At 68.3% G+C, this 21,562-nt stretch carries 16 protein-coding genes; 10 read left to right on the top strand and 6 right to left on the bottom strand.

Translation table 11 applies throughout. From position 1 onward, the window contains the following. Positions 1-233: 233 nt before the first annotated feature. The 10 genes from FPZ47_RS04850 to FPZ47_RS04805 all read left to right on the top strand — a co-directional run bounded on the left by FPZ47_RS04850 (position 234) and on the right by FPZ47_RS04805 (position 10,918). Entirely contained in the window at positions 234-2,369 is a 2,136-nt protein-coding gene (locus FPZ47_RS04850) for an adenylate/guanylate cyclase domain-containing protein (protein WP_144949200.1), read from the top strand. Further along, the gene (locus tag FPZ47_RS04845; protein ID WP_144949197.1) at positions 2,369-3,772 is read left to right on the top strand and encodes a mechanosensitive ion channel domain-containing protein; all 1,404 of its coding nucleotides are present in this window, start codon (positions 2,369-2,371) and stop codon (positions 3,770-3,772) included. Before FPZ47_RS04850 ends, FPZ47_RS04845 begins: the two co-directional genes overlap by 1 nt. Positions 3,773-3,847: 75 nt before the next feature. Continuing rightward, positions 3,848-5,107, top strand: a complete 1,260-nt coding sequence (locus FPZ47_RS04840) for a glutamate-5-semialdehyde dehydrogenase (RefSeq protein WP_168209363.1) — start codon at positions 3,848-3,850, stop codon at positions 5,105-5,107. A 34-nt stretch (positions 5,108-5,141) separates the two neighbouring features. Further along, positions 5,142-6,044 carry an AAA family ATPase gene (locus tag FPZ47_RS04835; RefSeq protein WP_144949194.1) on the top strand — a complete coding sequence of 301 codons (903 nt, stop codon included), beginning with the start codon at positions 5,142-5,144 and terminating at the stop codon, positions 6,042-6,044. Between the two features lie 27 nt (positions 6,045-6,071). Further along, complete coding sequence (locus FPZ47_RS04830) at positions 6,072-7,517, top strand: vWA domain-containing protein (protein ID WP_144949191.1); 1,446 nt, start codon at positions 6,072-6,074, stop codon at positions 7,515-7,517. Between the two features lie 92 nt (positions 7,518-7,609). Then, entirely contained in the window at positions 7,610-8,245 is a 636-nt protein-coding gene (gene nadD, locus FPZ47_RS04825; RefSeq protein WP_281291807.1) for a nicotinate-nucleotide adenylyltransferase, read from the top strand. Continuing rightward, positions 8,242-8,622: a ribosome silencing factor gene (gene rsfS / locus FPZ47_RS04820; protein WP_144949184.1), complete on the top strand. Its 381-nt coding sequence runs from the start codon at positions 8,242-8,244 to the stop codon at positions 8,620-8,622. Before nadD ends, rsfS begins: the two co-directional genes overlap by 4 nt. Continuing rightward, the gene (gpgP, locus tag FPZ47_RS04815) at positions 8,619-9,293 is read left to right on the top strand and encodes a glucosyl-3-phosphoglycerate phosphatase (RefSeq protein WP_144949181.1); all 675 of its coding nucleotides are present in this window, start codon (positions 8,619-8,621) and stop codon (positions 9,291-9,293) included. The genes rsfS and gpgP overlap by 4 nt, the downstream gene beginning before the upstream one ends. Then, positions 9,283-10,032 carry a diglucosylglycerate octanoyltransferase gene (octT, locus tag FPZ47_RS04810; RefSeq protein WP_144949178.1) on the top strand — a complete coding sequence of 250 codons (750 nt, stop codon included), beginning with the start codon at positions 9,283-9,285 and terminating at the stop codon, positions 10,030-10,032. The genes gpgP and octT overlap by 11 nt, the downstream gene beginning before the upstream one ends. A 55-nt stretch (positions 10,033-10,087) precedes the next feature. Then, positions 10,088-10,918 (top strand): DegV family protein, encoded by an 831-nt coding sequence (locus FPZ47_RS04805; protein WP_144949176.1) that lies wholly within the window; start codon positions 10,088-10,090, stop codon positions 10,916-10,918. An 11-nt stretch (positions 10,919-10,929) separates the two neighbouring features. Here FPZ47_RS04805 and FPZ47_RS04800 read toward each other — a convergent pair whose 3' ends face one another. From FPZ47_RS04800 to FPZ47_RS04775, 6 genes are all read right to left on the bottom strand, one after another. Continuing rightward, positions 10,930-13,815, bottom strand: coding sequence for an MMPL/RND family transporter (locus FPZ47_RS04800; RefSeq protein ID WP_144949173.1), 2,886 nt, complete (start codon positions 13,813-13,815; stop codon positions 10,930-10,932). Next, complete coding sequence (locus tag FPZ47_RS04795; RefSeq protein ID WP_144949170.1) at positions 13,812-14,255, bottom strand: MmpS family transport accessory protein; 444 nt, start codon at positions 14,253-14,255, stop codon at positions 13,812-13,814. The genes FPZ47_RS04800 and FPZ47_RS04795 overlap by 4 nt, the downstream gene beginning before the upstream one ends. A 171-nt stretch (positions 14,256-14,426) precedes the next feature. Beyond that, positions 14,427-15,485 carry an NAD(P)H-dependent amine dehydrogenase family protein gene (locus FPZ47_RS04790; RefSeq protein ID WP_144949167.1) on the bottom strand — a complete coding sequence of 353 codons (1,059 nt, stop codon included), beginning with the start codon at positions 15,483-15,485 and terminating at the stop codon, positions 14,427-14,429. Positions 15,486-15,578: 93 nt separating this feature from the next. Then, positions 15,579-17,318: an AMP-binding protein gene (locus tag FPZ47_RS04785; protein ID WP_144949163.1), complete on the bottom strand. Its 1,740-nt coding sequence runs from the start codon at positions 17,316-17,318 to the stop codon at positions 15,579-15,581. Positions 17,319-17,375: 57 nt separating this feature from the next. Continuing rightward, positions 17,376-18,503, bottom strand: a complete 1,128-nt coding sequence (gene pe, locus FPZ47_RS04780; RefSeq protein ID WP_144949160.1) for an acyltransferase PE — start codon at positions 18,501-18,503, stop codon at positions 17,376-17,378. Between the two features lie 40 nt (positions 18,504-18,543). After that, entirely contained in the window at positions 18,544-21,534 is a 2,991-nt protein-coding gene (locus FPZ47_RS04775) for an MMPL/RND family transporter (RefSeq protein ID WP_144949157.1), read from the bottom strand. Positions 21,535-21,562 lie beyond the last annotated feature (28 nt).

Genomic DNA, 21,562 nt, shown 5'->3' with positions numbered 1-21,562 from the left:
GGCGGGGAGCGCCGCTTTGCGGCAATCGGCGCTATCCGGGGGTCCGCGCGCTACTGTGCTGGCTTAGCGGGGCCGAATCCTGTCGAAGAAAGGCTCGAAGAAAGGCGGAGAGGCGATTGACATCGAGCGGGGTAAAAGACGCCGAACCGACCTCTGAAATGAGCAGGGAAACAAGCCGGCGAACAGACGGCGAGGACCACCGTGGCACCGCCGGTGGATTCGCCCCGCCCGAAATGACACGCAGGAGCCGCCGGCTGTTGCCGTGGACCCACTTCCGGTTCGGTATCCAGTCCAAAATCCTGGTGGCGCTGCTGCTGTCGAGCATCCTGGGTGTGTCGGTGATCGGCTTCATCGGCGCTATGTCCGGCCGCAACGCGTTGCGGGATGTCGAGTCCGAGCGGTTGATCGAATTGCGCCAGTCCCAGAAGCGCTCGGTGGAGTCTTTGTTCCGGCAAGTGACGAATTCGTTGATCGTCTACAGCGGCGGTTTCAGCATCAACGAGGCGACAACGGCGTTCACGGACGGCTTCGCGCAATTGGCCAACGCGACGATCACCCCGGCCCAGCAGCAGGCGCTCGTCGGCTATTACGACAACGACGTGATCAAACCGATCAGGCAGGCCACCGGCGACACCATCGACATCAACGCGGTGCTGCCGAGTGCCAACGCGCAGAAGTACGTGCAGGCCCACTACACCGCACCGCCCAGGCCCGCCGCCGACTCGCTGCCGGTCGAGGACGCCGGCGACGGCAGCGCGTGGTCGGCGGCCAACGCGCGGTTCGACTTCTACATCCGCGGTATCGTCACGCGCTTCGACTTCCCGGACGCGCTGCTGCTGGACATGCAGGGCAACGTCGTCTACAGCGTCCGGAAGGGAGCCGACCTGGGGACCAACATCCTCACCGGCCCCTATCGCGAATCGAAACTGCGGGAGGCCTACCAAAAAGCCTTGGCCTCCAACGACGTCGATTTCGTCTGGATCACCGACTTTCAGCCGTATCAGCCACACCTCGACCTGCCCACGGCATGGGTGGTCTCGCCGGTGGGCATGAACGGCAAGATCGACGGGGTCATGGCCCTGCCGGTGCCGATCGCCAAGCTCAACAAGATCATGACCGCCGACGGGCACTGGCGGGCCGCCGGCATGGGCGCCGCGACCGAGACCTACCTGGCGGGTCCGGACAACCTGATGCGATCCGATTCTCGGACCTTCCTGCAGGATCCGCAGGATTACCGGCGCGCCGCCATCAACGCCGGCACGCCGCCCGACGTGGTGGACCGCGCGCTCCGTTTGCACACCACGGTGCTCGTGCAGCCGGTGCCCAGCGCGGGGCTTCGCGCCGCCCAACGCGGCGAGACCGGGGTGATCAGAGCCACCGATTACACGGGGAACGGGGAGCTGGAGGCCTACGCCCCCCTGGACGTGGCGCACTCGGATCTGCACTGGTCGGTCCTGGCGACGCGGGACGACTCCGATGCGTTCGCCCGGTTGGGACGGTTCAGCAAGACCCTGGTCATCGCCGTGACGGCAATGATTTTCGCCATCTGTGTCGCCTCGATGCTCGTTGCCCGCGCGGCGGTGCAGCCGATCCGCCGCCTGGAGAACGGCACGCGCAAGATCAGTTCCGGCGACTACGACGTGAACATCCCGGTCAACTCGCGCGACGAGTTCGGCGACCTCACAGCGGCGTTCAACGAGATGAGCCGCAACCTGGCGATCAAGGAGGAGTTGCTCAACGAGCAGCGCCGCGAAAACGACCGCCTGCTGCTGGCGTTGATGCCCGAGTCCGTGGTGCAGCGTTACCGCGACGGTGAGGAGACGATCGCCCAGAAACACCAGGACGTCGCCATCATCTACGCCGACATCGTCGGCCTCGACGAACTCTCCAACAACTTGTCGGAGGACGAATTGGTGGGGATCGTCAACGACCTGTTCCGCCAGTTCGACTCCGCCGCCGAATCGCTCGGCATCGAGCGGATTCGCACGGTGCACAACGGCTACCTCGCCAGCTGCGGGCTCGTCACTCCCCGGCTGGACAGCATCCATCGCAGTGTCGACTTCGCGCTCGAGATCGGGCGCATCATCGATCGGTTCAACAACCAGAGCGAGCACAAGCTGGCCCTGCGGATCGGCGTCAACACCGGCAACGTGGTGAGCGGGTTGGTGGGCCGCTCCAGCCTCGTCTACGACATGTGGGGCGGTGCCGTCAGTTTGGCCCATCAAATGCACAGTGGCGCACCGCAACCCGGGATCTATGTCAGCTCACAGGTGTACGAGGCGATGCGGGACGTGCGGCAGTTCGCTCCCGCCGGCACGATCCCGGTCGGCGGCACCGACCAGGCGATCTACCGACTGCTGGAGCGGTGATGAACGCCTTCGAATCGTCGTGGTTCTACTGGGCGATCGGCATCGCGGTCGGCCTCCCGCTCGGGTTGATCGTCCTCACCGAGCTGCAGGATGCGCTCGCGCGGCGGGACAACCGCCTGGCGGGGCCGGTGAGCGTGTTGCGGAACTACCTGGTGCCGCTGGGCGCGCTGCTGCTGCTGCTCGTGCAGGCCTCCGAGGTGCCGGCCGGGGATATCCCGGTGCGCATCCTCACCACGGTGTTCGGGTTCCTGGTGCTGGTGCTGGTGCTTTCGGGGCTCAACGCGACCGTGTTCGAGGGCGCGCCCGAAAAGAGCTGGCGCAAAAGGATGCCCGCCATCTTCCTGGACGTGGCCCGCTTCGCCGTGATCGGCGTCGGTCTGGCGGTGATGTTGTCCTCCATCTGGGGCGTGCGGATCGGCGGCCTGTTCACCGCGCTGGGCGTCACCTCGGTCGTCATCGGGCTGATGTTGCAGAACTCCGTCGGCCAGATCGTGTCGGGGCTGTTCATGCTTTTCGAGCAACCCTTCCGGATCGACGAGTGGCTGGACACCGGGACCGCGCGGGGACGCGTCGTCGAGGTGAACTGGCGCGCCGTGCACATCGACACCGGCAGCGGAATGCGCGTCACGCCGAACTCGGTCCTGGCCACCACCGCGTTCACGAATCTCAGCCGCCCGCCCGGCGCACACAAGATCGAGATCACCACGACGTTCGCCGGCGCCGATCCGCCGGACCGGGTGTGCGCGGTGTTGTCGCGGGCTGCGCGCGCGTTACCGCAGTGCAAGCCGGGCGTGCTGCCCCGTTCGGTACCACTCGGTGGCGCCGAGTACCGCACGACCATCGGGCTGAGCTCGCCGGCCGACGCGGGCGCCGCGAAGGCGACATTCCTGCGCTGGATCTGGTACGCCGCGCGGCGGGCGGGGTTGCACCTCGACGACGCCGACGATGTGTTTTCGACGACCGAACGTGTGGCGCATGCCTTGCGCACCGTGGTCGCGCCGGCGTTGCGGCTCGACGCCGAGGAACAGCGGTCGCTGCAGTCGTGCGCGCGGATCGTCCGGTACGGCGCCGACGAAATCGTGGAAGACGCCGGTGAAGTGCCGACGGGCATGACGTTTTTGGTGGCCGGGCGCGTGCAGATGACCGCCGCGGCCGGCGACGGGTCGATCGTGCCGATCAGCACCCTGGCCGAGGGTTCGTTTCTGGGCCTGACGGCGCTGACCAGGCAGCCGAACCTCTCCAGCGCGTACGCGCTGGAGGAGGTGACCGCTTTGGAGATCGGTCGCGAGCACCTCGAGCAGCTGGTGATGCGTGAACCGTTGCTGTTGCAGAACTTCGGCCACATCCTCGACGAGCGCCAGACCAAAGCGCGGCAGGTTCGGCGCGGTGAGCGGGTCGGGTGAGGCCCGCGGGCAGACGCGGGCCGCTTCGCCCGGTGATCCGTGGACCGATACCCTGGGTCAATGAGTCGGGGTGCAATGAGTGTGGGAGCACCGTCGCGCCCCGATTTGCGCCAGGAAGTCCACGACGCCGCGCGCCGCGCCCGTGTCGCGGCCCGCACGCTCGCGGTGTTGCCGACGGTCGCCAAGGACGCCGCGTTGCAGTCCGCGGCCGCGGCGTTGGTGGCGCACACCGCGTCGATCCTTGCGGCCAACGACGACGACCTCGGTGCCGCACGGGCGGCCGGCACGGCGCCCGCGATGCTCGACCGGCTGGCGCTGGACGCCGGGCGCGTGGAGGGAATCGCCGCGGGACTGCGCCAGGTCGCGGGGCTGCCCGACCCGGTCGGCGAGGTGCTGCGCGGATACACCTTGCCCAACGGGCTGCATCTGCGCCAGCAGCGGGTGCCGCTGGGCGTCATCGGCATGATCTACGAGGGCCGGCCCAACGTCACCGTGGACGCCTTCGGCCTGGCGCTCAAGTCCGGAAATGCCGTGCTGCTGCGCGGCAGTTCGTCGGCGGTGCGGTCCAACCAGGCGCTCGTCGACGTGTTGCGCGCTGCGCTGGTCGGCGAGGACCTGCCCGCCGACGCCGTCCAGCTGCTTGGGGCCACCGACCGGTCGACGGTCACGCATCTGATCCAGGCGCGCGGCCTGGTCGACGTGGTGATCCCGCGTGGGGGCGCCAGCCTGATCGACGCGGTCGTCCGGGACGCGCAGGTGCCCACCATCGAGACCGGCGTCGGCAACTGCCACGTCTACGTGCACGAGGGCGCCGATCTGGACGTGGCGGAACGGATTCTGCTGAACTCCAAGACCCGACGGCCCAGCGTGTGCAACGCCGCGGAGACGCTGCTGGTGGACGCGGCGATCGCCGCCGACGCGGTGCCCAGGTTGGTGGCCGCGCTGCGGGACGCCGGGGTGACCGTGCACGGGGGCCTGACCGAAGGCGCGGGCGAGGAGAACCTGCGCCGCGAATATCTGTCGATGGACATCGCGCTCGCGGTGGTCGACGGCGTCGATGCCGCCATCGCCCACATCAACGAGTACGGCACCGGGCACACCGAAGCCATCGTCACCACCAATATGGCTGCGGCACAACGCTTTACGGATGGCGTCGATGCGGCCGCCGTCATGGTCAACGCCTCGACGGCGTTCACCGACGGGGAGCAGTTCGGTTTCGGCGCCGAGATCGGCATCTCCACCCAGAAGCTGCATGCCCGGGGACCGATGGGGTTGCCGGAGTTGACCTCGACCAAGTGGATCGCGTGGGGGGACGGGCAGATCCGCCCGGCCTGACCTGCCACCAAAAATGCTTGAGGAGAATGCGATTGTGAGCGTGCCCGCCCGGCCCAAGCCGCTGTTCGCCGACATCGAGGACGTCTCGCGGCGGTTGGCCCAGACCGGTTACCTGCCCGACACCGCCACCGCGACGGCGGTGTTCCTGGCCGACCGGCTCGGCAAGCCGCTGCTGGTGGAGGGGCCCGCCGGTGTCGGCAAGACCGAACTGGCCCGCGCCGTCGCGCAGGCCACCGGGTCGGGACTGGTCCGCCTGCAGTGCTACGAGGGGGTCGACGAGGCGCGCGCGCTCTACGAGTGGAACCACGCCAAGCAGATCCTGCGCATCCAGGCCGCGCACGGCTCGAATTCCGGTTCCGCCGGGGGGAGCGACTGGGACCAGACCAAGGACGACGTGTTCAGCGAGGAATTCCTGCTGTCCCGTCCGCTGCTGACCGCCATCCGGCGCACCGAGCCGACGGTGCTGCTGATCGACGAGACCGACAAGGCCGACATCGAGATCGAGGGCCTGCTGCTGGAGGTGCTCTCCGACTTCGCGGTGACCGTCCCGGAGCTGGGCACGATCACCGCCGAGCGGGCGCCGTTCGTCGTGCTGACGTCCAACGCCACCCGCGAACTGTCGGAGGCGCTCAAGCGTCGCTGCCTGTTCCTGTACATCGACTTCCCCAGCCCGGACCTGGAACGCCGGATCCTGCTGTCCCGCGTTCCCGAGCTGCCCCAGCACCTCGCCGAGGAACTGGTACGCATCATCGGCGTGCTGCGCGGCATGCAGCTCAAGAAGGTGCCGTCGATCGCCGAGACGATCGACTGGGGCCGCACGCTGCTGGCGCTCGGCCTGGACACCATCGACGACGCCGTCGTCGCGCAGACGCTCGGCGTGGTCCTCAAGCACCAATCCGACCAGCAGCGCGCGAGCGGGGAGCTGAGGCTTAACTGATGGGGCTGAACTGATGGGGCTGAACTGATGGCCGCCCGCCGCATCCGACCCGCCCGGCCGCTCGCCCCGCACGGGCTGCCCGGCCATCTGGTGGGCTTCGTGGAAGCCCTTCGCGGGGCAGGGATTTCGGTGGGGCCATCGGAGACGGTCGATGCCGGCCGGGTGATGACCACCCTCGGGCTGGCCGACCGGGAGGTGCTGCGCGAGGGCATCGCCTGCGCCGTGCTGCGCCGGCCCGACCACCGCGAGACCTACGATGCCATGTTCGACCTGTGGTTCCCGGCGGCGCTGGGGGCCCGCGCGGTGGTCTCAGAAGCCGACGCCGGCGACGCCGGCGACGACTCGTTGCCGCCCGACGACGTCGAGGCCATGCGCCAGATGCTGCTGGAGATGCTCACCGAGAACCCGGATCTCGCCGACCTGGACGAGCGCCTGGTCGCGATAATCGCCCGCATCGTCGAGGCCTACGGCAAATACAGCTCCAGCCGCGGCCCGTCGTTCTCGTCCTACCAGGCGCTCAAGGCCATGGCACTGGACGAGCTGGAGGGCAAGCTGCTGGCCGGGCTGCTCGCCCCGTACGGCGACGAGCCCACGCCCACCCAGGAGCAGATTGCCAAAGCACTTGCCGCACAGCGTATCACCCAGCTGCGCAAGCTGGTCGACGCGGAGACCAAGCGACGCACCGCCGAGCAGCTGGGTCGCGACCATGTCCAGATGTACGGCATTCCACAGCTTTCGGAGAACGTCGAGTTCCTGCGCGCGTCCGGGGAACAGCTGCGCCAGATGCAGCGGGTGGTGGCACCGCTGGCGCGCACGCTCGCGACCCGGCTGGCGGCGCGCCGGCGCCGCACCCGCTCGGGGACGATCGATCTGCGCAAGACGCTGCGCAGGTCGATGTCGACCGGCGGCGTCCCGATCGACGTGGTGCTGGCCAAACCCCGCCCGGCGCGTCCGGAACTGGTTGTGCTGTGTGACGTCTCGGGTTCGGTGGCCGGTTTCAGCCACTTCACGCTGCTGTTGGTACATGCGTTGCGCCAACAGTTCTCGCGGGTGCGCGTGTTCGCCTTCATCGACACCACCGACGAGGTGACGCACATGTTCGGCCCCGAGGCCGACCTGGCCGTGGCCATCCAGCGGATCACCCGGGAGGCCGGCGTCTACAGCCGTGACGGCCATTCCGACTACGGCAACGCGTTCGTGTCGTTCGTGCAGGCTTTTCCCAACGCGCTGTCGCCGCGCAGTTCGCTGCTGGTGCTCGGCGACGGCCGCACCAACTACCGCGACCCGGCCATCGACGTGCTGTCGGACATGGTGACCGCCAGCCGGCACGCGCACTGGCTCAACCCCGAGCCCGCCCACCTGTGGGGCAGCGGCGACTCCGCGGTGCCGCGCTACCAGGAGGCGATCACGATGCACGAGTGCCGGTCCGCCAAGCAACTGGCCACGGTGATCGACCAGCTGCTGCCCGTGTGACCCGGCGCGCCCGCGGGTGACGGCCCGGCCGCCTGCCGGGAAATCGGCCGTCCCCGCCGGCTCAAGTAAGCTGGCAAACCGTGCAAAAGGAGCTGCGCAGGCTGGGGGTGATGGGTGGGACGTTCGATCCGATCCATTACGGCCACCTGGTTGCCGCCAGCGAGGTCGCCGACCTGTTCGACCTCGACGAAGTGGTGTTCGTGCCCAGCGGCCAGCCCTGGCAGAAGGGCCGGCCGGTGTCGGCCGCCGAGGACCGCTACCTGATGACCGTGATCGCGACCGCGTCCAATCCCCGGTTCTCGGTGAGCCGGGTCGACATCGACCGCGCCGGACCCACCTACACCCGGGACACGCTGCGCGACCTGCACGCGGTCAACCCGGATGCCCGGCTGTACTTCATCACCGGGGCGGACGCGCTGGCCTCCATCCTGTCGTGGCGCGGCTGGGAGGAGGCCTTCGGCCTGGCCCACTTCGTCGGCGTCAGCCGCCCCGGCTACGAACTGCAGGGTGAGCACGTCACCGGGGTGCTGGGCGAGCTGGCCGCCGACGCGCTGACCCTCGTCGAGGTCCCGGCGCTGGCGATCTCGTCGACCGATTGCCGCCGGCGCGCCGGGGAGGCGCGCCCACTGTGGTATCTGATGCCCGACGGCGTCGTGCAGTACGTCTCCAAGCGCGGCCTCTACTGCGCGACCGAACAGGCCGGACCGGCCACGGGCAACGACACATGAGCGCCACGCAGGAAGCCATCGACATGGCGACCGTGGCCGCCGGTGCGGCCGCCGCCAAACTCGCCGACGACGTCATCGTCATCGACGTCTCGGGCCAGCTGGTCATCACGGACTGCTTCGTGATCGCCTCGGCGTCCAACGAGCGGCAGGTCAACGCCATCGTCGACGAGGTCGAGGAGAAGATGCGCCGGGCCGGCTACAAGCCCGCGCGCCGCGAGGGCACCCGGGAGGGCCGCTGGACCCTGCTGGACTACCGCGACATCGTGGTGCACATCCAGCATCAGGACGACCGCGACTTCTACGCGCTGGACCGGCTGTGGGGCGACTGCCCGGTGGTGCCGGTGGACCTGTCGGCGGAACCGGTGGATCCGCGATGAGAATCCGTCGCCTGGTGATGGTGCGGCACGGCCAGACCGCCTACAACCTCGGTAGCCGGATGCAGGGCCAGCTGGACACCGAGCTCAGTGAGCTGGGCCGGGCGCAGGCGGTCGCCGCCGCCGAGGCGCTGGGCAAGCAGCAGCCGCTGCTGATCGTCTCCTCGGACCTGCGGCGCGCCTACGACACGGCGGTGACGCTGGGGGAGCGGGCCGGCGTGGACGTCCGGGTCGACGAGCGGCTGCGCGAAACCCATCTCGGGGACTGGCAGGGGTTGACGCACACCCAGATCGACGCCGAGGCGCCGGGGGCCCGGCTGGCGTGGCGCGAAGACGCCACCTGGGCGCCGCACGGCGGGGAAAGCCGGGTGGATGTGGCCGCGCGTAGCCTGCCGCTGGTCGCCGAGCTGGTCACCGCCAACCCGGAGTGGGGCGACCCCGACCAGCCGGATCGGCCCGTGGTGCTCGTCGCCCACGGTGGGCTGATCGCCGCGCTGTCGGCCGCGCTGCTGAGGCTGCCGGTCGGCAACTGGCCGGTCCTGGGCGGCATGGGCAACGCGAGCTGGGTGCAACTGTCCGGCCACTCCCGCGGCGAAGGCGACGGGTTCGACGCCATCGGCTGGCGGCTGGATGTCTGGAACGCTTCGGCGCAGGTGTTCGGCGATGTCCTCTGAGGCACGTCCCGCGCTGCTGGTGTTCGCCGACTCCCTGGCCTACTACGGGCCCACCGGGGGGCTGCCCGCCGACGACCCGCGGATTTGGCCCAATCTCGTTGCTGCACAGCTCGACTGGGACTTAGAGTTGATCGGCCGTATCGGCTGGACCTGCCGGGACATCTGGTGGGCGGCGACCCAGGACCCGCGCGCCTGGGCGGCCTTGCCCAGGGCGGGCGCGGTCATCTTCGCGACCGGCGGGATGGACTCGCTGCCGTCGGTGCTGCCGACGGCGCTGCGCGAGCTGATCCGTTACGTGCGCCCGTCGTGGCTGCGCCGCTGGGTGCGCGACGGGTACGGCTGGGTGCAGCCCCGGCTCTCGCCGGTGGCCAGGCCCGCGCTGCCTCCGCACCTGAGTGCCGGCTATCTCGAAAAAACCCGCGCCGCAATCGATTTCAACCGACCGGGCATCCCGATCGTGGCCTCCCTGCCGTCCGTGCATATCGCCGAGACCTACGGGAAGGCGCATCACGGCCGCCCGGGCACCGTGGCGGCGATCACCGAATGGGCGCAAAGCCACGACGTTCCGCTGGCGGACCTCAAGGCCGCCGTGGCCGAACAGGTCACGAGCGGGCGGGGCAACCCCGACGGCATCCACTGGAACTTCGAAGCCCACCGGGCGGTCGCCGAGTTGGTGCTCAAGGCGTTGGCCGAGGCCTTGCAAAAGGCTCAAGCGGCGGCCGAGAAGCCGTGTGAGTGACCATGACCCGCGCCGACGACGATGCAGAGCGCAGCGATGAGAAGGAGCGGCGCTCATGACCGTCGTGGTGGTGACCGACGCGTCGTCGCGGCTGCCGGCCGACCTGCGCGAGAGGTGGGCGATCCGCGTTGTCCCGCTGCACATCCTGCTCGACGGCGTCGACCTGCGCGAGGGCGTCGACGCAATACCCGACGACGTCCACAAGCGTCACGCCACCACCGCGGCGGCCACCCCGGCCGAACTCGCGGCCGCCTACCGGCGGGCGGTGGCCGACAGCGGCGGCGACGGGGTGGTGGCGGTGCACATTTCGTCGGGGCTGTCGGGAACCTGCGCCGCCGCGCAGCGCACCGCGGCACAGCTGGGCCCGGCCGTGCGGGTCGTCGACTCGAGGTCGGCCGCGATGGGCACCGGCTTCGTCGCGCTGGCCGCCGCCCGGGCCGCGGCCGCGGGCGCCGACCTGGACGCCGTCGCCGACGCCGCGAGCGCGGCGGTGTCCCGCAGCCATGCCTTCATCGTGGTCCACCGCCTGGACAACCTGCGCCGCAGCGGACGGATCGGCGGGGCCAAGGCGTGGTTGGGCACCGCGTTGGCGCTCAAGCCGGTGCTGCGCATCGAGGACGGGAAACTCGTTCTGGCCCAACGGGTGCGCACCGTCAACAATGCGACCGAGGCGATGATCGACCGGGTCTGCGAGATCGTGGGGGAGCAGTCCGCGGCGCTGGCGGTGCACCATGTCGCCAACCCCGACGGCGCAGAGCGGGTGGTTGCGGCGCTGGCGCGCCGCCTGCCGGCGTGCGGACCCGCGCTGGTGACCCCGTTGGGGCCGGTGCTGGCGCTGCACGTCGGCGCCGGCGCCGTCGCGGTGTGCGTGCAGCTGCCCGGGTAGCGCCGCGCGGGTCAGCGGAGCGCCGACACCGGTATCGGGGAGGTGTCCGCCTCTTTGGCCGCCGGCCGCCGTAGTCGCCCGTAGTCGCCCCGGGGATGGACGACCTGCGGCCACCAGAACCAGCGCCCGAGCATGGTGGCGATGGAGGGCATCAGCAGCGTGCGCACGACCAGGGTGTCGAGCAGCAGACCGATGCAGACCGTGGAGCCGAACTGTCCCAGCACGGTCAGGTCGCTGCCCAGCATGGCCGCCATGGTGAAGGCGAACACCAGCCCCGCGGACGTGACCACCGTGCCGGTGCCCGCCATGGACCGGATGATCCCGGTTTTGAGCCCGGCGTGGATCTCTTCCTTGAACCGGGAGACCAGCAGCAGGTTGTAGTCGGACCCGACGGCCAGCAGGATGATGACCGACAGCGCCATCACGATCCAGTGGATCTTGAAACCGAACAGGTCCTGCCAGATGAGCACGGACAGCCCGAAGGAGGCGGCGATCGAGCTGGCCGCGGTGCTCACGATGACCAGGGCGGCCACGACGCTGCGGGTCAGCAGCAGCATGATCATGAAGATCAGCGTCAGCGCCGACACCACCGCGATCATCAGGTCGTACTTGGCTCCGTCGTGCATGTCCTTGAAGGTCGCCGCCGTGCCGCCCAGATACACCTTGGCCTCCGACAGCGACGACTGCTTGAGGGCCTCCTGGGCGGCCAGGCGCTCGGAGTCGACCCGTGAGATGCCCTCCGGGGTCATCGGGTCGCCCTGATGGGTGATGAAGAATCGCGTGGACTTGCCGTCGGGGGAGAAGAACATCTTGATGCCGCGGATGAACTCCGGGTTGGAGAACGCCTCGGGCGGCAGGTAGAAGAAGTCGTCGTTCTTGGACTTGTCGAAGCTCTGCCCCATGACGATCGCGGTGTCGTTCATCGCGTCCATCTGGTTGATCATCGCCTCGAAGGTGCTGTGCATCGTCAGGGTCAAGGCTTTGGTGGTCTTCATCGTGGCGATCATCGGCGGGATCAGCGCCTCCATCTCGTGCGTCGCGTCGGCGGTGCGCTGGATGTCGCCGGAGAGGTCGTGGAACTTCTCGGCGAGCTTGTCGAAACCGTCGATCGTGTCCCAGATCGACCGCAGCGAGAAGCAGATGGGGATGTCGTAGCAGTGCTTCTCCCAGTAGAAGTAGCTGCGGATCGGCCGCCACATGTCCTCGAAGTCGGCCAGGTGGTCGCGCACCTGGTCGGTGATGGCCGAGGTTTCGGCCGTGGTGCGCGCGCTGTCGTCGGCGGCGTGCGAGAGGTGCTGGGTGACCTGGTACATGCGTTCCATGGTCTCGATCTGGAACTGCATCATGTCGGCCATCTTGAGCATGTCGGCCATGCGTTCCTTGAGGAAGTCCATGTTCTGCATGGTCGTCTGGCCCTGGATGCTGTTCTGGAAGGGGATCGAGCTGTGCTGGATCGGGATCCCGAGGGGCCGGGTGATGTCCTGGACCATGGCGATGCCGTGGGTGCGGATGAGGTTCTTGGCGACCTTGTCCAGCACCAGCATGTCGGCCGGGTTGCGCATGTCGTGGTCGGCCTCGACCATCAGCATGTCGGGGTTCATCCGGGCCTGGGAGAAATGCCGGTCCGCCGCCGTGTAACCGAGGTTGGCCGGGGCCGATTCCGGCAGGTAGTAGCGGTCGTTGTAGCTGGTGACGTAGCCGGGCAGGCCGAGCATGCCGATGAGCACGACCGCGCCGCTGACGGCGAAGATCGGTAGCGGCCAGCGCACCACCGCCGTGCCGACGCGGCGCCACAGCCGGCCCTTGGCCGCCTGCTTGGGTTCGAACAGGCCGAACTTGCTGCCCACGAAGATCACCGCCGGGCCCAGCGTCAGGCCGGCCAGCACGACGACCAGCATCCCGATCGCCACGGGCGCGCCCATCGTGTTGAACCAGGGCAGCCGGGCGAAGCTCAGGCAGTACGTCGCGCCGGCGATGGTCAGTCCCGAACCGAGCACGACGGGGGCCACCCCGTGAAACGTGGTGTAGTAGGCGGTTTCCCGGTCCTCGCCGGCCGCCCGCGCCTCCTGGTAGCGCCCGACCAGGAAGATGCCGTAGTCGGTCCCCGCGGCGATCGCCAGCATGGTGAGGATGTTGGCGGCGAACGTGGTCAGCCCGAACGCGTTGACGTAGCCCAGCGCGGCGACGATCTGGCGCGACGATGCCAGCGCGATACCGGTCATGAACAGCTGGACCAGGGTGGTGACGATCGAGCGGTACACCAGCAGCAGCATGATCGCGATCGCGCCGAGGGTGAACAGGGTGATCTTGGCCAGGCTGGCGTTGCCGATGACGTGCATGTCGTCGGACAGGGCCGCGGGCCCGGTGACGTAGGCCTTCACCCCCGGCGGCGCCGGCGTGTCCTTGACGACCTTGCGCACGACCTCGACGGAGTCGTTGGCCGCCGTGGTGCCCTGGTTGCCGGCGATGTTGATCATGACGTAGGACGCCTTGGCGTCGGCGCTCTGCGCGCCCGCCGCGGTGAACCGGTCACCCCAGAAGTCCTGGATGTGCTGGACGTGCTCGGGGTCCTGCCGCAGCTTGCTGACGATCTCGTCGTAGTAGCGGTGGGCGGCGTCGTCGAGCGGCTGTTGGCCTTCCAGCACGACCATCACCGTGCTGTTGGAGTCGAACTCCTTGAAGTTGTGGCCGAGCCGCATCATGGCCTTCATCGACGGCGCATCCAGGGGGGCCATCGGCGCCGAGTGCGCCTCACCGACGATCTCCAGCGTCGGGATCGCCACGTTGACGAGGACCGTCAGCGCCACCCAGCCCAGGATGATCGGCACCGCGAAGATGCGGATGAAGTGCGGGATGAAGGGGCGGTGGACGCGCTCGGGGGTGCCCGGGGCGGTCATGCGGACTTCACCAGGCAGAAGGCCTGCGCGTTGACGCCGTCGGCGTTTCGCTGCTCGCGGACCGTACCGTCGACGGTGATCCGGCAGCCGATCTGGTCGGCGTCGGTCTGGGCCATGATGTTGGCGCTCACCGCGGGCAGGGTCGTCGACAGGGTGTACGACCACGGCAACGGCGCGCCGTTGACCTGGTGCGTGTTGGCGTCCGCGTCCCAGTAGTTGATGTTCGCGGTGGACCCGGGCGGACCGGTGATCTCATAGGTGACGACCTTGGGATTGAACTGCACGATCTCGATCCCGGCGCCGGCGTTGGCATTGAGGTCCTGCGAACCGAAGATTCTGTGCAGTCGCGACACGACCAGGCCCGAGGCGCCCAGGACACACACCAGCACCAGGGGTATCCACGCGCGCTTGAGGTGGCCGCCAATGGAAACCGAGCTCATTTCACCGCCTTCCACTCACCGCTGCGGGTCCCCACCGTCCTGCCGGAACGGAAGGTTCGACACCGTCGCCGACCAGCCAGGTCACCAGAACATTTGCTCAGCTAAGTATCGTAAACCTTAAAGCACGGAGCCGTTCCTCCGGGCCGGTTTGGTGTGGCGCACGGCATGGGTTCAGCGCGCCACGCGGCCGGTGACCGGCGGCAGGTCGGCGAGCGTAGCGATGCCGGGCCGCGCCGCCACCACCGCCGGGACCGCGTTGGTCACCGGCATCGCGGTGTAGATCATGCCCAGGCCCATGAACCCGGGCTCCGTCCACTCCTTCGGCGGCAGGCAGTGCAGGACGGTGCGCATGTTGGGCAGCCCGAACACCTGGATGACGTGGCCGTGCTCGAGCGGTTTGGGCGGCGCGACGTGGTTGCCCATCGTCCAGTTGAAGCCGACGCTGACGACGTTGCGTTCGCCCTGCCAGCCCCGGTGGTACCCGTAGACGCCGCCGACCGTTCCCGCCGGGATCTTCATGAAGCCCAGATCGGAGTCGCCGGTGGCCGCGGTGAACGTGACGTCGAAGGTCATCCTGTCCAGCTTCGCCCCGATCGCGTCGGCCATCATCGCCGCCGATTCGGCGAAGACCTCGCTTTCGGCCCGCACGTTCTCCGCCAGGCCCGGGGTGTCGGGATCCTGGGAGAAGCCCATCGCCGTCTGCGTCTCCGCCGATTCGTAGGTCGAGCAGTCCACCGACTCGGTGATCCGGATCTCGTCGACCCGCTCGCAGGAGGCGGACAGCACCATCGCGACCATGTTCGTCATCCCGGGGTGGGCGCCGCTGCCGAAGATCGTCGACTGCCCCCGCTCGCACGCGTCCAGGATGCGCCGGCGGTCCTGCGGGGTCTGCTTGCCCCCGGTGATCCAGGCCGCGCTGGTGCACACGTTGACACCCGCTTCCAGCAGCCGCACCAACTCGTCGACGTTGGGCCACAACGGGTTGTAGCAGCACGCGTCGGCGTTCAGGGCGAGCAGCGCGTCGATGTCGTTGGTCGCGCGCACGCCGGTCGGTTCGGGCCGGCCGCAGAGCTCGGCGGCGTCGACGCCGACTTTGTCCGCCCCGTGCGCGTACACCCCGACCAGCTCCATGTCGGGCCTGCCGATGATGGCGTGCAGCGAGCGGCGCCCGATGTTGCCGGTGGTCCACTGGATGACGCGGAGGGGACGGTCTGTGCCGATCGTGCTCATCGGGGGCTCCTTTGCCGGTGCGCTGGGACTCATTATGTGCAACCGGTCCGTGCGCACGCGGGGCGGGCGTCCCTTGCGCCCGCTGGTGTGTTTTCAGGCGTCCAGCCGGGCGAAGCGGTCCTCGCGGTACTGCTCGACACAGGCGGCGCGCCGGATCTTGCCGCTCGTCGTGGTGGGGATCGAGCCCGGCGACACCAGGACGAGATCGCCGACGTTGAGGCCGTGCGCGTTGGATATCGCCGACGTGACGTCGCTGCGGACGCGGGCGAGCCGGCGCAGCGCCTCCTCGCCGGAGTCGACTCGCTCCTTGAGCTCGATGACGGTGACCAGCTCCTCGGTGCTGTGCACCGGCACCGAGATCGCCGCGACCCGGCCGCCGGTGATCTGCTGGACCGTCGCCTCGATGTCCTCGGGGTAGTGATTCCGCCCGCGGATGATCAGCAGATCCTTGATGCGCCCGACGATGAACAGCTCACCGCAGAACAGGAAACCCAGGTCGCCGGTTCTCAGCCAGGGGCCCTCCGGCGTGCCCGGCGACGGGTCCACGAGCGTCGCGCCGAAGCAGCGCTGCTCCTCCGGCGGCTTGCGCCAGTAGCCGTCGGCGACGTTGGGGCCGTGCAGCCAGATCTCGCCGACCACCTCGGGCGCGCACTCCCGGTTCGTGTCGGCGTCGACGATCCGCAGCGTGGGTGAGCGCGGCACGCGGTACTTGACCAGCGCCGCGCCGGTCCTGGCCGCAGACGGCGCAACGCGCCCGGCGGAGAGCTCATCGGCATCGAAGCGCACCGCACCCGACGACTCGCTCCAGGTGCCGGCCGTCACGAAGACGGTCGCCTCCGCCAAGCCGTACGACGGGCGCACCATGTGGTCCCGGAAGTTGAAGTGAGCGAACCGATCGACGAAGCGCTGCAAGGTGGCCGGCTCGACACGTTCGGCGCCGCTGATGATGCCCAGCACGCCGCCGAGGTCGAGACCGGCCAGGTCGCTGTCGCTGGTTTTGCGGGCGGCCAGGTCGAACGCGAAGTTCGGCGCGGCCGAAAAGGCATGGGGAGTGGCGGCCAAGGACCGCACCCACCTGGCCGGCCTCTCCAGGAACGAAACCGGGGTCGCCAGTTCCCCGCGATAGCCGCCCAGGATCGGTGCGCAGACGCCCAGCACCAGACCCATGTCGTGGTAGAAGGGCAACCACGAGACGATCGTGAGATCCGGCGGGGCTTTCACGTTGGAGTCGACGAAAAAGCTGCGCATCAGCTGCTCGAAGTTCACCTGCAGGTTGCGGTGCGAGATCATGACCCCGGTCGGCAGCCGGGTGGAGCCCGAGCTGTACTGCAGATACGCGGTGCCGGGCAAATCGGTTGCCGGAAGCGATGTTCCGCCATCGGCATCCAAATTCAGCGCATCGATGTCGACGATCTTCGGCACGGCCTCCAGGCGTGCCCGATCGACATATTCGGTGATGTCGTCCGCGACCGCGGACGTGGTGAGGACAACCGCGGGCGACGTGTCGGTGAGGACCGCGCTCACCCGCTCATGGGTCGAGCCGCGGTGCGGCAACGGGAGCGGAACCGCGATCAGGCCGGCCTGCATGGATCCCAGGAATGCCGCAATGTAGTCGAGGGACTGCGGAGCGAGGATCACCGCCCGGTCCCCGGCCGAGCCGTGCAGGCTGAGCTCGCGCGCCAAATTCATTGTCCGGCGCGACAACTGCGACCACGTGAGACTCTCGGGAACGCCCGCCCAGTCGTCGTCGAAATCGGTGAAAGTGAACGCGACGTCGTCGGGCCGCAGGCTGGCACGTCCGCGCAGCATCGAAAGGATTGATGGCTGGGGCATCGACGTCATGGCGTCACAACACGTCCGTACCGATGTGTCCGAAGCGTCGCATCGAAGTCAGCGGTCGGCCTGTCCTGCGCCGTGGGACAACACGGACAAGGCACCGGCGAGAATCTGCGAAAACGGGTCGGCCCCGCCGCCGAACGTGGCCTGGTTGGCCGGCGCGGTGACCTCCGCGGGGTCGAAGCCGTGCACCGGGTCCACCTGAACCGGTGCGGTCGACGGGTCGTCGTTGCGCGCATAGCCCGTGTTCACCCGGGGTATCAGGATGGCGTCGAGCTTGCTCAGCGTGTCCTCCGAAATGCCGATGTAGGCCAGCGGCGTGACCAGCGGAAGGTGCTTTTGCGGGACCATGACCGTCGTGACTTTCGCGCCCCTGGAGTTGACCGTCGTCCTGATGTTCTGCGGCGGCACCATGCTCGGGTTCGTGAAGGCCACCGCGGTGTGACCCGTGGCCAGTCCCATGACCGTGTTGGCGAGAGCGAACATGTTGTCCGGCCGGTCCGGGAAGTCCGCGATGGAGTCGTAGGCGGCCACGAACTTGTCGGTGTCGTATTGGCTCTCGTACGGCGGTGGCATGGTGTAGTCGAGTGCGGGGACAACGCTGCCGACGGGGAACATGGCGGACAGGAAGCTCTGACCGAAGGCGTGCCGCCCGATCGGGTCGCCGAATGTGGCGAAGTTCAGGGTGTCCGGCGGGGGAGCGGCCGGGTCAGCGGCCAGTCGAGCCTGCGCGCCGTCGACCACGAACCCGCCCTCGGACAACCCGATCGCGGTGCCGGGCCGACCGGATTTGATCTCCCCGACGAGGTTGTCTATGCCCACGTCGACCGACTCGCCGACGCTGGGTCCGTCCAGACCCAGGCCCGGGAAGTTCTCATCGAGCTTGCCGATGCCCGGGAACAGTCGCTCCAGCACGTGGCCCTGAACCTGTCCCGCCGGGTAGCCGACAATTTTGCGCTGCTGGCCGGGAAACCATTGGGCGCCCTCCTGGCGGATGTACTCGTCGTACGGGATGCCCAGCACGTGGGCGCCCCCGAGTGCGTACGCGGTCTGGTCGCCCGGCGCCCCCGGTGTCGGCGGCCCGCCGATGGGCGTGTCGTCCGCCGATGCGGTGGGGACACCGAAACATGTTGTGGCGCTGACTGTTACCAGTACGGTGACTCCCGCGACCAGCTTCTTCATCCCTACCCCTGACCCTCGGATCCTCTAGTCTCACACAACATCAAGTTCGCGCGCCAACCCGGTTGCGCCTCGGCCTGCCCGCCCGTGACGGCCACCAGTTCGCCTGACCGACCAGCGCGGCGATGGCGGGCACCGTGATGGTGCGGACCAGGAAGGTATCGAGCAGGATTCCCACACCCATCACGAAGCCGCCCTGGACCACGGTGCCGATGCTGGAGAACAGGAGACCCCCCATCGAGGCGGCGAAGATCAGACCCGCCGCGGTGATCACACCGCCCGTCGAACTCAGGGTGCGGATGATGCTGTACCGCATGCTGTGGGTAGATCCGTCGCGCATCCGCGAGACCAGCAGCATGTTGTAGTCGGCCCCCACCGAGACCAGCACCACGAACGCCAGCGGCGGCACGCTCCAATGCAGATGCTGGCCGAGCAGGAACTGAAACACCAGCACGCCGACACCCACCGCCGACAAGTACGAAACGACCACGGAAGCAACCAGATACAGCGGCGCCACAATCGCACGCAGCAGCACGATCAAGGTGAGCAGCACCACGAGCAGGGTCACCGCGATGATGAACCGGATGTCATCTTCGTAGTAGTCGCGCGTGTCCTTCAGGCCGACGGTGAAGCCCGCCATCGACACCGTGGCGTCGGCCAAGGCGGTGTTCGGCTGGGCTCCCCGAGCCGTCGCGCTGATCGCGTTGACCTGGTCCATGGCCGCGTTGCCGAACGGGTTGAGCTTGGTTTGCACCAAGTACCGCACCGAGTGGCCGTCCGGCGAGATGAACACCTTGGCGGCGTTCTGGAACTCCTGCAGATGCAGCAGCTGCGACGGGATGTTGAACCCGGCCATCGCCGGTTGTGCCGCGTCTTGTTTGAGCGACAACAGAAACTCCGCCGATTCGCTGAGCCCGGCACCCAGCCGTTTGACCTGTTCGACGAGTTGAGCCACCGCGTCGGCCACCTGCCGACTCCCGCCGGCGAATCGGTCGGCGCCGCTTTGCAGGCCGTTCACGTTCGCCTGCAGGCCGCCGGGTTGGTCCAGCCCCATGGACTTCAGCACGCCGGCGAGCTTCTCCAGTGCATGGCGCAGGCGGTCGGTGGACGCTTTCAGGGCCCGCTTGTCCGGATACTCCTGCAGTTGGTGGGACAGATCGTTGATCGCGTCGAGGTCCGCCTGATCGCGCCCACCGGTCAGTTGCTCCAATGTCGCGCGGGTGTCGCTGCACGACAGGTCGGCATCGCAGACCGGGTTACCCCGCAGCGCCGCCAGCACCGGGCTCATCCAGCCGAACATGTTCTTGGCGGCCGAGAAGTTCCAGCCCATGGCGTTGCTGAGCGAGTTGACATGGTCGACGAGTTGGGCCGCGATGTCGACCTCTTTGACCAGCGTGTCGCCGCTGTACTGGTTCTTCGCCGAGGAAAAGACATTTTCCAGTTCGTGCACGCCGGCGGCGAGCTGGTCGACCTGGCTGCGCACGTGGCTGAGGTTGTCGGCCAGCGTGCCGGCCCCCTCGACCAGGCGGTTGAGGTCGCCTGTGTGGTCGCTGATCAGGGTGGACCCGCCGGCCAGCAGGGTGCCGATGGCACCCGCCTGATAGGTGGCCCGGAACTGTTCCGGCACGTTTCCGGTGGGACGGGTGATGCCGCTGACCGCGGCGACATTCGGCAGCTGGCTGACCCGGTGCGCCATCTGTTCCAGGTCGGCCAGCGCCCGCGGCGTGCGAAGGTCGTGCGGCGATTGGACGAGGATGTACTCCGGGATGGACTGGTTGACGGGGAAGTGGCGATCCAGCGCGGTATACCCGAGAGAACTCGGAGCGGAAGACCGCAGGGCCTTGCGATCGTCGTAGTTATAGCGAACGAAGGCGGCGCAGCCGGCCAGGATGGCCAGCACCAGCAGGCTGGCAACCAGATGCACCGCCGGCCGGCGCACGATGCGGATGCCGGAACGCCGCCAGAACGGGGCGGTCAGTTCGCGCCGTGGCTTGACCCAGCCGCGTGGACCCGCGACCACCACGATCGCCGGCAGCAACGTCATCGCGGCCAGGAATGCCACGCCGATCCCGATCGCCGCCGAGAACCCGACCGTCTTGAACACCCCCATCCGCGCGAAGCTGATGAGGAGAAAGGTGATTCCCACGGTGCTGGCGGATGCGGTGATCACCTTCCCGATCGAGATCATCGCCCTTTTGACCGCCTGATCGAAGTCCATGCCCGAACGCAGGTAGTCGTGATACCGGCTGATGAGAAACACCGCGTAGTCGGTTCCGGCGCCGGCCATGATCGCGCTCAGGAACACGATCGACTGGTTCGACACGCCCGAGCCGGTCACTTGCGAGTAGCCTGCCACCAACGCCTGGGCGATCACCAGCGACAACCCGATCGTCACCAATGGCAGCAGCATCGTGATCGCGCTGCGGTAGACCATCAGCAGGACGATGAGCACCAGAACGGCGATCGCCAGCTCGATGAGAGGCCGATCCCGATCGCCCGCGACCGTGAGGTCGGCGACGGTTGCCGCGGGGCCGGTGAGGTTTGCCGTCAGGGGTGTGCCGGAGACGGTGTGTCGGACGATGTCGCCGATCCGCCGGAATGCGGCATAGGACCGCGGGGTGCCCAGTTCCCCGGCCACGCCGACCGGCAGCACCCAGGCTTTATGGTCCTTGCTGGTGACGACCGCACGCAGGGGCGGCGCGCTGACGAAATCCTGCAGCATCAAGACGTCGCGCGTGTCCTGGCGCAACGCGTCCACCAGTTTGCGGTAGGCGGCTTCGTCGGCGGGGCCGAGCCCCTTGTCGTCGGTCAGGACGACCAGCAGCAGGTCGTCGGAGCCCGATTCGTGAAACGCCTCGGTCATCTTTTTGGCGGTGACGTTCGACGGTGCATCGCCGGGCAGCATGGTGAGCGGATGCTTCTGGGCCATCTCGCCCAGGGACGGGAGTGTCAGCGGTAGGGCGGCCGCGATCGCCATCCAGAGCCCGATCACCGCCCAGGGCCACCGCACCACAAGATCCGCTAGCCGTCGCATATCGTCCTCAACCCCCGTCGGCGCGATC

Source organism: Mycobacterium helveticum (assembly GCF_007714205.1).
In the GTDB taxonomy this organism is placed as follows: domain Bacteria; phylum Actinomycetota; class Actinomycetes; order Mycobacteriales; family Mycobacteriaceae; genus Mycobacterium; species Mycobacterium helveticum.
This window is presented reverse-complemented; position numbering and strand designations above follow the sequence as displayed.

Excerpts from the sequence above, each read along its gene's own strand:
- FPZ47_RS04830 (WP_144949191.1), top strand. The coding sequence starts at position 6,072 with ATGGCCGCCCGCCGCATCCGACCCGCCCGGCCGCTCGCCCCGCACGGG.
- FPZ47_RS04795 (WP_144949170.1), bottom strand. The coding sequence starts at position 14,255 with ATGAGCTCGGTTTCCATTGGCGGCCACCTCAAGCGCGCGTGGATACCC.
- FPZ47_RS04850 (WP_144949200.1), top strand. The coding sequence starts at position 234 with ATGACACGCAGGAGCCGCCGGCTGTTGCCGTGGACCCACTTCCGGTTC.
- FPZ47_RS04845 (WP_144949197.1), top strand. The coding sequence starts at position 2,369 with ATGAACGCCTTCGAATCGTCGTGGTTCTACTGGGCGATCGGCATCGCG.
- FPZ47_RS04840 (WP_168209363.1), top strand. The coding sequence starts at position 3,848 with ATGAGTGTGGGAGCACCGTCGCGCCCCGATTTGCGCCAGGAAGTCCAC.
- FPZ47_RS04805 (WP_144949176.1), top strand. The coding sequence starts at position 10,088 with ATGACCGTCGTGGTGGTGACCGACGCGTCGTCGCGGCTGCCGGCCGAC.
- FPZ47_RS04790 (WP_144949167.1), bottom strand. The coding sequence starts at position 15,485 with ATGAGCACGATCGGCACAGACCGTCCCCTCCGCGTCATCCAGTGGACC.
- FPZ47_RS04775 (WP_144949157.1), bottom strand. The coding sequence starts at position 21,534 with ATGCGACGGCTAGCGGATCTTGTGGTGCGGTGGCCCTGGGCGGTGATC.
- FPZ47_RS04785 (WP_144949163.1), bottom strand. The coding sequence starts at position 17,318 with ATGCCCCAGCCATCAATCCTTTCGATGCTGCGCGGACGTGCCAGCCTG.
- octT (WP_144949178.1), top strand. The coding sequence starts at position 9,283 with ATGTCCTCTGAGGCACGTCCCGCGCTGCTGGTGTTCGCCGACTCCCTG.
- rsfS (WP_144949184.1), top strand. The coding sequence starts at position 8,242 with ATGAGCGCCACGCAGGAAGCCATCGACATGGCGACCGTGGCCGCCGGT.
- FPZ47_RS04800 (WP_144949173.1), bottom strand. The coding sequence starts at position 13,815 with ATGACCGCCCCGGGCACCCCCGAGCGCGTCCACCGCCCCTTCATCCCG.
- gpgP (WP_144949181.1), top strand. The coding sequence starts at position 8,619 with ATGAGAATCCGTCGCCTGGTGATGGTGCGGCACGGCCAGACCGCCTAC.
- pe (WP_144949160.1), bottom strand. The coding sequence starts at position 18,503 with ATGAAGAAGCTGGTCGCGGGAGTCACCGTACTGGTAACAGTCAGCGCC.